This window comes from Streptomyces sp. NPDC030021, assembly GCF_055574035.1.
Genome location: NZ_JBVIAH010000030.1, coordinates 79,235 through 91,642, shown reverse-complemented (window position 1 = coordinate 91,642; position 12,408 = coordinate 79,235). Strand labels below are relative to the sequence as shown.

The window sequence follows — 12,408 nt, the reverse complement described above, 5'->3', positions numbered from 1 at the left end:
GACCCTGTGGGAGAGTAGGACGCCGCCGAACAATCATTGCGGAAGCCCCGCACCAACCCGTTCAGGGTTCGGTGCGGGGCTTTTCTGCGTTCACGGGCCGGAATACGGAGCCGGGAAATGCAGGTGAGTCGGCGGTGGTCCCGTCGTTAAGATCCCGGAATGAGCGATGACTATGTGATCAGGGCCGTACGGGGCGATGAGTGGGAGAAGGTCAAGGAGCTGCGGTTGGTGGCGCTCCGGGATCCCGCTGCGGCCGTGGCCTTCCTGGAGACCGAGGAGGGGGCACTCGCCCAGGGCGACGAGTTCTGGCAGCAGCGTGCCGCGGGGGCTGCCGAGGGTCGGGGTGCCCGGCAGTTCATCGCCGAGGCCGGCGACGGGCGGTGGGTCGGGACCGTGACCGTGCTCATCGAGGAGCAGGGTGGCACTGACTACTTCGGTGAGCCCATCGAGCAGCAGCAGGGCCACGTGGTCGGGGTGTTCGTACGGCCCGAGCAGCGGGGGAGCGGGCTTGTGGAGAGGCTGTTCGACGCCGGGCTCGACTGGGCCTGGTCGCTGGAGGCGCCGGTGACCGAGCGGGTGCGGCTGTTCGTGCACGAGGACAACGCGAGGGCGGAGAGCTTCTACCGGCGGTGCGGGTTCGAGGCGAGCGGTCTGCTGGTACCGCTGGAAACCGGTGCCAAGGAGCGGGAGTACGTCTACGCGCGGCCGGCCGGGCCCGGCGCGGGCGTGTGAGGAAGGAAGAGGACGCTCCGGTCGAGGAGCGTTTCCTGTCGGTCGAGTGCCATGCCGACGGGACGGCTCTGGCGGCCTTCGGCCCGGGGCTTCCGCCGCTGGCGGCGAACGAGGCAGCCGTGTTCCTCGGGTACAACTACGCGGACGTCCCGGTGGGAAGGCGGTACGCGTGCTGCTTCCGGCGTGCCGACGCGAAGGACGCCGAGCGGGTGACCACCACCGTGGTCGCGGTCACCCAGCAGTACGGGCACGTCTGGGACCACATCCCCCACGGGTGGAAGACGCTGACCGTGCTGCGGTTCGAGCCCGGAATCCCTGCGATGGTCAGGGATCTGCCCTACGGAGGGCTCTGGTTCGACCATCGTGCGTCCGTGTACGTCTCGGACACGGACACGTGGGGAGCGGCCCTCTAGGGGAGGGCGGCTTCCGGCCAGCGGGAGCGGGCCTGTTCGCGGCTGCGGCACAGGGCGAGCAGGGGGAGCGTTCCGTCGGTCAGGAGTTCCGGGAGCTGGGGGATCGGGGCCACGGCGGCCACGTCGTCCAGTACCAGGGAGAGTGGTGGGTCGAGCCGACCGTGGGATGACCGTGCGGCCATGCGGCGGCCGTGCTCGACCACGTGAGAGGCGAGTGCGGTGAGCAAGGGCATCGCACCCGGGTGGGTGCGGGGATCCTCCAGAGCTTCACCCACCAGGTAGAGGGTGCCCCCTTCGGCGACGAATGATGCCAGGGCGAGGGCATCGGCTCGGTTCGGGTTGCAGGCCTCGCGGATGTGGATCGAGGTCAGGCAGGACAGGGCACGGGCCGTCAGGCTCTGGGCGAGTTCCCGGCGTTCGGGGTGGGCGGTGAGGGCGCTCTCCAGTTCGCCGGCCGCGCCGGGGGCGGCCCGGGGGTGGGTGCGCAGGACGCGGACCGGGTCCTGGGCGCTGTTGCCCTGGGCCCAGCGGTGGAGCAGCTTGAACGGGCGGTCGTCCAGGGCGGCGGCCTGGAGCCAGCTGCGGAGGAGGGTTTCCGCGGTGTCGGCCACCGCCGCGTCCATGCGGGCCTGGGGGCGTACGGGGGCCAGCAGGGCGATGGCGCGGGCGGCGGCGGTGTCGCGGTCGGCGCAGCCCTCGGCCGGGTTCCAGTGCATGCGGGCCGGGGTGTCGCACAGGTGGGAGGGGTCGTAGAGGAGCACCGGGCCGAGTTTGGCGCGGGCGTCTTTGGTCTCGGCCCAGAGGGTGGGGGAGGAGGTCACGACGAGGGCTGCGCCGGTGGCTTCGCCGATGCGGTGGATGGCGGCGCGGAGGCGGTCGTCGGGGGCGGCGTACGTGAAGCCGTTCGCGGGTGTGGTGGTGGCTGCCGTGGCTGCCGCCGGCTGGGGGGCGTAGCCGAAGCCGTAGCGGTAGGCCTCGTCGGACGGTGCGGGGGAGCTGCTGGGGGCGCTGCCCCCAGGCCCCCGCGTCTCGAACGCCGGCGGGGCTGGAATGGGCGGGCTGCCCTCGGGTCCCCGCGCCTCAAACGCCGGCGAGGCTGGAGTGGGCTGTCTGGCCAGGGCGCGGCGGGACTTGGTGCGGGCGATCACGCCGATGGCGAAGACGGTGAGTACGAACATCACCAGGAGCTGGCTGACGAACAGGCCCCAGAAGAGGCCCCAGCCCGACAGGGCCGCCGGGTCGGTGTCCGGCCAGGCGGCGGGGATGTCGTGCGGTTGCGCTATCAGGGCGCGGACGGCCCCCGGGGTCCGGGTGAAGGTGACGGTTTCGGGCCAGGTGCCGTGCGCGAGGACGGCCGCGAGGCCGGTGGCCGACCAGACGAGGACGGCGAGGCCCAGGAGGAAGGCCAGGAGGCCGACCAGCAGGCCGTCCGGGATGCCGCCGCCGCGTGCGGGGGGCTCCGTACGTCGTGCCTCGTGCATGGTCAGGCCACCGTGGTCGCGGATCCGGGGCCGCCGCGGCGGCGTTCGATGGACAGGGCCCTTTCCTCCGCCTCTAGTTCGGCGGCGAGCATGTCGGCGGGGAGGCGGGTGGGGGTGGAGGACTCGGTCATGGCGCGGTCGGTGAAGACGAGCGGGCGTTCGGCTTCGGTGATCAGGTGTTTGACCACCTGGACATTGCCGTTGACGTCCCAGACCGCGATGCCGGGGGTGAGGGTCGGGATGATTTCCACCGCCCAGCGGGGCAGGCCGAGTACGCGGCCCGTGGCTCGGGCCTCGTCCGCCTTCTGGGCGTAGATGGTTCTGGTCGAGGCCATCTTGAGGATGGCCGCGGCTTCGCGTGCGGCGGCGCCGTCGACGACGTCGGAGAGGTGGTGGACGACGGCGACGAAGGACAGGCCGAGGCGGCGGCCGAACTTCAGCAGGCGCTGGAACAGCTGGGCCACGAAGGGGCTGTTGATGATGTGCCAGGCCTCCTCGACCAGGAAGATGCGCTTCTTCCGGTCGGGGCGGATCCAGGTGTGCTCCAGCCAGACGCCGACGATCGCCATGAGGATCGGCATCGCGATGGAGTTGCGGTCGATGTGGGAGAGGTCGAAGACGATCAGCGGGGCGTCGAGGTCGATGCCGACGGTGGTGGGGCCGTCGAACATGCCGCGCAGGTCGCCGTCGACGAGGCGGTCGATGACGAGCGCGACGTCGAGGCCCCAGGCCCGGACATCGTCTATGTCGACGTTCATGGCGAGGGCGGATTCGGCCTCGGGGTGGCGCAGTTGCTCGACGATGTCGGTGAGGACGGGCTGGCGGTCGCGGATGGTGTCGACGGCGTAGGCGTGCGCGACCTTCAGGGCGAAGCCGGCGCGCTCGTCGAGGCCGTGGCCCATGGCCACCTCGATGATGGTCCGGAGCAGGGCGAGCTGTCCGGTCGCGGTGATGGCCGGGTCGAGGGGGTTGAGGCGGATCCCGTCGTCGTTGGCGGCGATGGGGTCCAGGCGGATGGGGGTTATTCCCAGCTGCTGGGCGATCAGGTTCCACTCGCCGACGCCGTCCTCGCCCTGGGCGTCGAGGACGACGACCTGGCGGTCCTTGAAGCGGAGCTGGCGCAGGACGTAGGTCTTCTCCAGGGCTGACTTTCCGTTTCCGGATTCGCCGAGGACCAGCCAGTGGGGGGCCGGGAGCTGCTGCCCGTAGAGCTGGAAGGGGTCGTAGATGTAGCCCTTGCCGCTGTAGACCTCGCGGCCGATGATGACGCCGGAGTCGCCGAGTCCGGGGGCGGCGGTGGGCAGGTAGACGGCTTGCGCCTGCCCGGTGGAGGTGCGGACGGGCAGGCGCGTGGTTTCGACTTTGCCGAAGAGGAAGCTGGTGAAGGCGTCCGTCAGGGCGGACATGGGATCTCGCATGGGCGGCACTTCCCTCCAGCTAGCGTCGGATGCCGGTGGCGAACGGCAAGGTGTTGACGAAGGCGCGGTGGTGCTCGCGGTCGCACCATTCCAGCTTCAGGTAGGACTTGCCGGCGGAGGCGCGGATCGTCCGCTTGTCGCGGGCGAGGGCCTCCGGCGAACGCGAGGACACCGTGATGTACCCGACGAGGTTGACTCCGGCCGCACCGCTGGCGAGATCTTCACCTCTTTGGTCGAGTCGGCCGTGCGCGGCGATGTCGCGGGGGTCGACGGTCCGGTTCATCTTGGCGGCGCGGGAGGCGTCGGCCTCGTCGTTGGTCTTCTCGGTGAGCATGCGCTCGATGGCGACCTCGGTGGGCTCCAGGTCCATGGTGACGGCGACCGTACGGATCACGTCGGGGGTGTGGACGAGCAGTGGGGCGAGGAAGTTGACGCCGACGGGCGTCATCGGCCACTCCTTGACCCAGGCGGTGGCGTGGCACCAGGGGGCGCGGGTGGAGGACTCGCGGGTCTTGGCCTGGAGGAAGGTGGGCTCCACCGCGTCCAGCTCGGCCGGCCAGGCGTTGCGCTTGGTCATGGCCTGGATGTGGTCGATGGGGTGGTCCGGGTCGTACATGGAGTGCACGAGGGAGGAGAGGCGGCCCTGGCCGAGCGGCTGGCGGACGCGGATGTCGGCCTCGGCGAGGCGGGCGCAGATGTCGGTGAGCTCGCGGGCCATGACGATGGCGAGGCCGGCGTCGCGGTCGAGCTTGCGGCCCTTGTGGGGGGTGCCGGCGCGGGCGATGGCGTTGGCCTCGGCGGCGAGTTCGCGCGTGTAGTGCATGCAGGCGACGAGGTACGCGCGGTGCTGCTCGGAGGAGGTGGACACCATCGACTGGAGCTGGTCGTAGGAGTCACGGAGCCAGCCGGGGGCCTGGGTGTCGCCGCGCTGGGCCACGTCCTTGGCGTGCGCGTCGGGGTCGGCGGGGAGGGTGCGGGCGAGCATCTGGAGGCGGGTGACGAAGCCGTCGCCGTTGGCCACGTGCTTGAGGAGGGTGCCGAAGCGGTCGACGAGGGCTTCTTGGTCCTCGCTGTCGCGCAGGCCGACGCCGGGGCCCTCGATCTCGATGGCTGCGGTGACGGTGCGGCGGTCCGCGTGCAGGAGGACGGCGATCTCGTCGGGGCCGAAGGGGGCGGCGAGCCAGTTGATGCGGCCGATGCCGGGGGGCGGGCCGACCTCGACCTCGCGGCCGTCGGAGCCGCGGATGCCGGCTTCCATGGCGCCGGAGCGGTAGGTCGTACCGCGGCGCAGGGTCCGCTTGTAGCTGCGGCTGATCTCGAACCAGCGGTAGAAGGTGCGGCCCTTGTACGGGACGTACACGGCGGCGAGCGCGATCATGGGGAAGCCGGCGAGGCTGACGATGCGCAGGGTGAGGTCGGGGACGAGCAGTCCGCTCATCATGCCGAAGAACGCCCCGGCGATGATCAGGGCGATCTCGCCGGTCTCGCGGTTCTTGCCGACGATCGCGTTCGGCCGGGCCCGGCCGATGAGATACGTGCGGCGGGGCGCGACCGGGTGCAGCTGGTGGGACTGGGTCGTCAACGCCCGTCACCTCCTGTGTTCCTCGTGCTCGAACTCGTGCGGGGCGGGGGTGCGGCGGAGGGGACAGATCCGCCGCCGGCTCCGCCGCCGGAGGTGGGTCGGCTGCTGTGGGCGGCCACGCCTCCGGAGATGGGGTTGGCGGGGCGGGGCGCGTTGTTGCCGCCGCCGTCGCCGCCGCGGTGGGCGCCGCGGCTGCTGTGGGTCTTGATGCCCTGCGAGACGAGGGAGGCCGGGGAGCTGATGACGGCGGCCGCCTGGGCGCCGTCGGTGGCCTTGCTGCGGTTGGAGCGGGCGGAGGCGATCTCGTCGCCGAAGCCGGGGACGAAGCGGTAGATCATCGCGGAGGCGAAGATCGCCAGGAGGATGATGGCGAGGCCGGTGACGACGGCGGAGAAGGCGTTGGGGCCCTTCTCGCCGGTCAGGGCGCCGGCGAGGCCGAGGACGATGACGATGACCGGCTTCACGAGGATGACGGCGATCATGATGCCGGCCCAGCGGCGGACGTGGCCCCAGAGGTTGCGGTCGACGAGCCCGGAGTAGACGACGACGCCGAGGAGGGCGCCGACGTAGAGGAGGGCGGCCCGGATGAACAGCTCCAGGTAGAGCACGCCGGCGGCGAGGACGGTGACGAGTGCGACGACGATCAGCATGATCGGGCCGCCGCCGATGTCGTCGCCCTTCTTGAGGGCTTCGGAGAAGGAGCCGAAGAAGACGTCGGTCTGGCCGCCGGTGGCGGAGGCGATGACCTCGGTGACGCCGTCGGTGGCGGAGACGACGGTGTAGAGGATGAGGGGGGTGAAGGCGGAGGCGAGGACGGTGAGCCAGAGGAAGCCGATGGCTTCGGACATGGCGGTGGTGAGGGGGACGCCGCGGACGGCGCGCTTGGCGACGGCGAAGAGCCAGAGGACGAGGGTGAGGATGGTGGAGGCGGCGAAGACGACGGAGTACTGCTTGAGGAAGGCGGGGTTGGTGAAGTCGACCTCGGCCGAGCCCTTCACCGCTTCGCTGAGCTTGGTGACGATCCAGGCGGCGGCGTCGGCGCAGCCGCGGGCGAGGGAGGCGAGGGGGTTGAGGGCGTCTCCGCCGTCGCTGGGTGCCAGTCCCGTCCCAGGGGTGCCGCCGGATGTGCCCGTTCCGCTTTGGCAGTACTGCTTGGAGGGGCCGTCGAGCAATGCGCAGGGGTCAGCGGTCGCCTGGGGTGTGGCGGTCGGTGTCGGCCCCGGTACGGGAGCGGCGTGGGCGCGGGTGGCCAGGGCCAGCACGGCGAGGTGGGCGGAGGCGATCAGGCCCAGCCGGGCGGGGAGCCGGAGGCTAGCGGGCATAGGTGAATCCCCCGAATTCCTTGATGGCCTTGCTCATGTCGTCCGACGTCGAGACAGGGACATCGCCGGGAACCGGGGCGGGCCCGTCCTGCTGGGTGTCGTCGATGACTCTCCAGCCCTCGCCGATCCAGCTCAGTTCGAAGGTCCAGGTCTTCCAGAGAGTCCGCACCGGGTCGGTGGACTTGGGGCCGGACATGCCGATCAGACCGCTGTACCAGACGGCGATCTTGGCCGTGGTCGGCGTGTAGCTCTCCACGCGGGTGCCGATCGGGACGGTACGGGTGACGAAGGTGCTGCCCTGCGGCGCGTTGCCGTTGGCGTCGAGCCCCAGCTTCGCGAGGAAGTCGGCCGAGTAGGCCTCGTCCTGCGGGCCCTTCAGGCGGGATGCCACGTCGGGTGCGTAGATCCCGTCCACCAAGGTGTGCCGGGTGTTCTTCTTGAACATGCCGTCAGAACCGAGTGCGACCGCGAAGTTGGCGGCGGCCGACTGGGCTCCCTGTTCGTCGTGGGCGAAGCCCTTGGGGATGCCTGCCGATTTGCCCGTCACCGGGTCCGTGCCCGTGGCCGCAGTGGAGGAGTCCGTCGGGGGTTTGTCCGAGGCGGGGTCCGGCTTGGTGTCCGGGGCCGAGTTGGCGAAGGCGATGGCCGCGATCAGGAGGACCACCACGCCGACCACGGTGATCAGGCTGCGGGAGGTGCGCGGGGTGCGGCGGGCGGGGCCGTAGGGGTCGGCCGGGGCGTCCGGGAGGCGGGTGCGGGTCTGGCCGGTGCCGCCGACCTCGCCGTAGCCGCCGGCGCCGCCGTACTGGTCGTCGTTGCTCATTGCCTGTCCGCCCCCTCCGCGTCGTACGACGGTAGCGCTGGTTCCCGCGTGGATGTGGTGTGGTGATGCGTCATCAGCTACGGGGCCCGGCGCGTGACCCGGCTAGACGGCCATCCCGTAGACGATCGTGAACAGCGTCCCGAGGGAGCCGATGATGAAGACTCCGGTCAGCCCGGCCACGATCAGGCCCTTGCCCTGTTCCGCGCTGAACGTGTCGCGCAGGGCGGTCGCTCCGATGCGCTGTTTGGCCGCCCCCCAGATGGCGATGCCCAGGCAGAGCAGGATCGCGACGGCCATGACCACCTCGATCATGACCTTCGCTTCGTTGCCGAGACTGCCGAAAGGCCCCCAGTTCGGGGCGATTCCGCCGATGATGGTGGTGATGTCGCCCTTTTCGGCTGCCAGGATCATGTAACTCACCGCCCCTGTATGGGTAGTTCCGGAAGCCCCTTGCCCGACGGCAGGGGTTACGCACTATCTTCGCTGATGAAACCGCCGCCGTCGTCGACTTGACGGCTCTCTTTACCCGATCTCGCGGCCCGCGCTCCGCTTCCGCGCTCTGACCTGGGCAGGGGCGGTGTGTACGCGCGAGAACATGCGGTCACTCTGTGTATCACGGGGGGTGATGCCGGGCAATGATTGTCGTCTCGACGTACGGGGGGTGGGGTGAGGGGCCGCCGTTCGGAGCAGTGGCGTGGCGTGTCGTTGGGCCGGCCCGCCGACATGCGTCCGATCCTCTTCCCGTCGTTTCATCGGTGCGCGGGGGCGTGGCGGTGGGGTTGTCAGTGGGGTGCGGCAGGCTGGGGAGCATGACGACTCCATGGACTCTCGCGGACCTCGAGGCGGCCATCCGGGCGGGATGGTCGGCCGAGACCTGTGAGCCCTCCGACATCACGAAGATCCCCTGGACTCCGGAGAATCCGGGCTGGGGGCACTGTGACATCACCGCCCTCGTGGTGCAGGACCTGGTGGGCGGGGACCTGATGCTGGGCGAGGTGTTCCACGACGGCCGGCAGGAGGGCTACCACTGGTGGAACCTGCTGCCCGGGGGTATCCGGATCGATCTGACGCGGGAGCAGTTCCGGCGGGGGGAGACGGTCACGCCGGGGCGGGTCGTGAAGCGGCCGGGCGGGCGGTTGCGCAGGCGGTGGGAGGAGTACCAGCTGCTGCGGCAGCGGGTCATCGACAAGCTGGGGCCGTTGCCGGGGGCGATGGTGACGCAGGACGGGCGGCGGCTCGCCTATACGGACTTCGGGGGGCCGGGGGCGCCGCTGCTGGCGCTGCACGGGCACTTCGGGGAGGGGGCGGGGGCGGGGGCCTTCGAGCGCCTGGCCCGGGAGCTGGGTCCGGCGTGGCGGGTGATCGCCCTGGACCAGCGGGGGCACGGGAGGTCCGACCGGGCGGCGGAGTACACGCGGGACGGGTACGTGGCGGATGCGGCGGCCCTGCTGGAGCAGCTGGGGCTGGGGCCGGCGGTGGTGCTGGGGCATTCGCTGGGCGGGGTCAACGCGTACCAGCTCGCGGCGCGGCGGCCGGATCTGGTGCGGGCGGTGGTGGTCGAGGACATCGGGGCGGTGGTCGACGGCGACCTGACGTTCGCGCGGGAGTGGCCGAGACGGGCTGCGACCCGGGCCGGGTTCCTGGCGGGGGTGGGGAGTGCGGCGCCGCACTTGGAGGGGTCCCTGCAGGAGTATCCGGACGGGTGGGGGACCGCGTTCGAGGTGGAGGACATGGTGGAGTCCCAGCGGGGGCTGAACGGGGACCACTGGGGGGACTGGCTGGGGGTGCAGAAGCCGACGCTGCTGGTGCGGGGGGATCGGAGCGGGGTGCTGTCGGCGGAGCATGCGCGGGAGATGACGGTGCGGAGGGCGGGGGTGCGGTTGGTGGAGTTGCCGACGGGGCATGCGGTGCGGGTCGGGGACCCGGAGGGGTTCTTCGCTGCCGTGCGGGGGTTTTTGGCGCGGGTGTGAGGTGCGGGGCCGCGGGGCGGGGCGGGTGCGGCGCCGTTGCTGGGGCTCCGCCCCAGGCCCCGCGCCTCAAGCGCCGGCGGGGCTGAAAGGGCGGGGCTCCGCCCAGGCCCCGCGCCTCAAGCGTCGGCGGAGTTGAAAGGGCGGGGCTCCGCCCCAGGCCCCGCGCCTCAAGCGTCGGCGGAGTTGAAAGAGCGGGGCTCCGCCCCAGGCCCCGCGCCTCAAACGCCGGCGGGGCTGAAAGGGCGGGGTCAGGTCCAGTGGGTGGGGTGGGTGAGGGAAGGGGGGATGTGGGTGGTGGGGTCGCCCTGGGCTGCGTTCAGTTGGGGCTGGGTGAGGAAGATGGCGTCGCGGAGGTCCGCTCCGCGGAGGTTGGTGTCGCGGAGGTCCGCGCCGATCAGGTCCGCCGTGCGGAGGTCGGCGCGGGTGAGGTCGGCGGCGATCAGGTAGGCGCCGCGGAGGTTCGCGCCGCGCAGGTCGGCTCCGGAGAGGCGGGCGCCCATGAGGTCGGCGCCGCGGTGGTTCTTCTTGCGGCCCGGCACCTTCGCCCGTACGAGTTCGCTCGTCTTCAGGAGCAGGGTGTTGATCTGTTGGCGGAGGGGGCCGACGTCCAGGTCGGCAAGGGCCTGCGCGTCGGCGCGGGTCCATTCCTCGGTCTCCGCCAGGGCCCGGCGCAGGTCCGCGTGGACCGGGGCGGCGGTCGGGAGGGTCAGGGCCTGGCTCACGTAGAAGAGCAGTTCGTGGAGCTGCCGCAGTACCGGGAAGACCTCGAACATCTGGCGGGACGTGCCGGGGTGGGTGCGCCAGTCGCGGCCGCCGAAGGTGACCTGGGAGACCTGCTGCCCCGCGCCGAAGCAGTCGAAGACGGTGCAGCCCTGGAATCCCTTGTCGCGCAGCCGGGTGTGGATGCCGCAGCGGAAGTCCTGCTGGAGGTTCTTGCAGGGAGTTCCGGCGGGCTTGTTCATGGCGAAGTCGTTGGACTTGGCGAAGGGCAGCGCCACGCAGCAGAGCGCGAAGCAGTTCGCGCAGTCGGCCTGCAGGACGGGGAGCGCGGGGAGGTCGGAGGCGGCGGGGTGGTTCGGCACGCCGTCCATTGTCCTCCGTCGCGCCGGGTGCTCGGGGTCTTGATCCACGGGGCGGTGGCGGTGAGCATCCCGGTATGACAGAAGTGATCGCAGTCGCCGTTATTACTCTCCTCGCCGTGATCAGTCCCGGTGCCGACTTCGCCATGGTGGTCCGCAACAGCTATCTCTACGGGCGCCCCACCGGGCTGTTCGCCGCCGCCGGGGTCGCGGCCGGCGTGCTGGTCCACGTCTCCTACACGATGCTCGGGGTCGGTCTGCTGATCGCCTCGTCCACCGCGCTGTTCACCGCGATCAAGCTGGCGGGTGCGGCCTATCTGGTGTGGATCGGGATACGCACCTTCCGGGCGCGGGCCGAGGTGACCGTGGACCTGGAGTCGAAGCCGCAGCTGACCCGGCTGGGGGCGATGCGGTCGGGCTTCCTGACCAATGTGCTCAATCCGAAGACGACGCTGTTCGTGGTGTCGACGTTCACGCAGGTGGTGAACCCGGAGACCCCGGTGTGGCAGCAGGCGGGCTACGGGCTGTTCATGTCGGCGGCGCACCTGGGCTGGTTCGGGGCGGTCGCGCTGTTCTTCTCCGTCTCGCGGCTGCGTGACCGGATGCTGAAGGCGCAGAAGGCGCTGAACCGGGCCATTGGGTCGGTGCTGGTGGGGCTGGGGGTGGGGCTGGGGTTCGCCCGCTGAGGCGATCGCAGGGGCTGGTGGCCGGGGTTACCTGTCGGTAGCGTGGTCGGCATGGGTGCTGCCGAGGGGTACGAGGGATTCTTCGAGAGGGTCGACGCCGGGCGGTTCCTGGCCACCGAGTACACGCGGGGGCCGTGGGACCCGGGCTCGCAGCACGCCGGGCCGCCGGCCGCGCTGCTCGGGCGGGCCGTCGAGGAGCGGCCGGGTGCGCGTACGGACATGCGGATTGCCCGGATCACGTACGAGATCCTGCGCCCGGTGCCGATCGGCGAGCTGGAGATCACCACCAGTGTGCTGCGGGCCGGTCGCGGGACCGAGGTGGTCGAGGCGGCCCTCGCGCCGGCGGGCGGCGCGCCCGTGATGCTGGCGCGGGCCCTGCGGATCCGGGTCGCGCAGGAGGCCGTGCCGGCCGTGGTCCCGGGGCCGCAGCTGCCGCCGCCCGGGGAGGTGGAGGTGACGCCGTTCTTCCCGGTGCCGTGGGAGACCGGCTACCACTCGGCCATGGAGACCCGGTTCACCGAGGGCGCCTTCGTCGAACTGGGCCCCGGCACCTGCTGGATGCGGATGAAGGTGCCGCTCGTCGCCGGGGAGGAGACCAGGCCGCTGGACCGGGTGCTGATCGCCGCCGACTCGGGGAACGGGATCAGCTCGGTGATGGACTTCGGGCGGTACGTCTTCATCAACGGTGACCTGACGGTCCATCTGCACCGCCATCCGGTGGGCGAGTGGGCGTGCGTGGAGGCCCGTACGAGTGTGGACGCGGCCGGGATCGGGCTCGCGGACGCGCGGCTGCACGACGAGAAGGGGCCCATCGGGCGGAGCGCGCAGAGCCTTTTCGTGGCGCCCCGCTCCTAGACCGTCTCTTCGCGTCAACCCGGGTCCGTGGCGCGGAAGTCGGTGTG

The 12,408-nt window shown here is 71.3% G+C and carries 12 protein-coding genes; 5 read left to right on the top strand and 7 right to left on the bottom strand.

Translation table 11 applies throughout. The annotated features are described in order from the left end of the window. The first annotated feature begins 159 nt into the window (after positions 1-159). Positions 160-732 (top strand): GNAT family N-acetyltransferase, encoded by a 573-nt coding sequence (locus ACZ4YL_RS37985; protein WP_468122810.1) that lies wholly within the window; start codon positions 160-162, stop codon positions 730-732. Beyond that, positions 729-1,145 (top strand): hypothetical protein, encoded by a 417-nt coding sequence (locus ACZ4YL_RS37980; RefSeq protein WP_468122809.1) that lies wholly within the window; start codon positions 729-731, stop codon positions 1,143-1,145. The genes ACZ4YL_RS37985 and ACZ4YL_RS37980 overlap by 4 nt, the downstream gene beginning before the upstream one ends. Here the strand turns inward: ACZ4YL_RS37980 and ACZ4YL_RS37975 are convergent. From ACZ4YL_RS37975 to ACZ4YL_RS37950, 6 genes are all read right to left on the bottom strand, one after another. Next, positions 1,142-2,626, bottom strand: a complete 1,485-nt coding sequence (locus tag ACZ4YL_RS37975; RefSeq protein ID WP_468122808.1) for a P-loop NTPase family protein — start codon at positions 2,624-2,626, stop codon at positions 1,142-1,144. The two genes, ACZ4YL_RS37980 and ACZ4YL_RS37975, sit on opposite strands and share 4 nt — an antisense overlap. Before the next feature lie 2 nt (positions 2,627-2,628). Continuing rightward, the gene (locus ACZ4YL_RS37970; protein WP_468122807.1) at positions 2,629-4,044 is read right to left on the bottom strand and encodes an ATP-binding protein; all 1,416 of its coding nucleotides are present in this window, start codon (positions 4,042-4,044) and stop codon (positions 2,629-2,631) included. Positions 4,045-4,063: 19 nt separating this feature from the next. Beyond that, positions 4,064-5,626, bottom strand: a complete 1,563-nt coding sequence (locus ACZ4YL_RS37965; RefSeq protein ID WP_150258076.1) for an SCO6880 family protein — start codon at positions 5,624-5,626, stop codon at positions 4,064-4,066. Further along, complete coding sequence (locus ACZ4YL_RS37960; RefSeq protein WP_468122805.1) at positions 5,623-6,948, bottom strand: hypothetical protein; 1,326 nt, start codon at positions 6,946-6,948, stop codon at positions 5,623-5,625. Before ACZ4YL_RS37960 ends, ACZ4YL_RS37965 begins: the two co-directional genes overlap by 4 nt. Further along, complete coding sequence (locus ACZ4YL_RS37955) at positions 6,938-7,771, bottom strand: DUF8175 domain-containg protein (protein WP_468122804.1); 834 nt, start codon at positions 7,769-7,771, stop codon at positions 6,938-6,940. The genes ACZ4YL_RS37960 and ACZ4YL_RS37955 overlap by 11 nt, the downstream gene beginning before the upstream one ends. 102 nt (positions 7,772-7,873) lie before the next feature. After that, positions 7,874-8,182, bottom strand: a complete 309-nt coding sequence (locus ACZ4YL_RS37950) for a hypothetical protein (RefSeq protein WP_008742356.1) — start codon at positions 8,180-8,182, stop codon at positions 7,874-7,876. 398 nt (positions 8,183-8,580) lie between these two features. Between ACZ4YL_RS37950 and ACZ4YL_RS37945 the strand changes: the two genes are divergently transcribed. Next, positions 8,581-9,741 carry an alpha/beta fold hydrolase gene (locus tag ACZ4YL_RS37945; protein WP_468122803.1) on the top strand — a complete coding sequence of 387 codons (1,161 nt, stop codon included), beginning with the start codon at positions 8,581-8,583 and terminating at the stop codon, positions 9,739-9,741. 248 nt (positions 9,742-9,989) lie between these two features. Here the strand turns inward: ACZ4YL_RS37945 and ACZ4YL_RS37940 are convergent, their stop codons facing one another. Then, a complete protein-coding gene (locus tag ACZ4YL_RS37940; RefSeq protein WP_468122801.1) occupies positions 9,990-10,832 on the bottom strand; it encodes a pentapeptide repeat-containing protein in 843 nt (280 codons plus the stop codon). A 65-nt stretch (positions 10,833-10,897) separates the two neighbouring features. On the opposite strand from ACZ4YL_RS37940, the gene ACZ4YL_RS37935 reads away from it, so the two are divergent. Together ACZ4YL_RS37935 and ACZ4YL_RS37930 are read left to right on the top strand one after the other, a co-directional pair. Then, a complete protein-coding gene (locus tag ACZ4YL_RS37935; RefSeq protein WP_189973185.1) occupies positions 10,898-11,506 on the top strand; it encodes a LysE family translocator in 609 nt (202 codons plus the stop codon). A gap of 51 nt (positions 11,507-11,557) precedes the next feature. Beyond that, positions 11,558-12,361: a thioesterase family protein gene (locus ACZ4YL_RS37930; protein WP_468122799.1), complete on the top strand. Its 804-nt coding sequence runs from the start codon at positions 11,558-11,560 to the stop codon at positions 12,359-12,361. Positions 12,362-12,408: the final 47 nt, after the last annotated feature.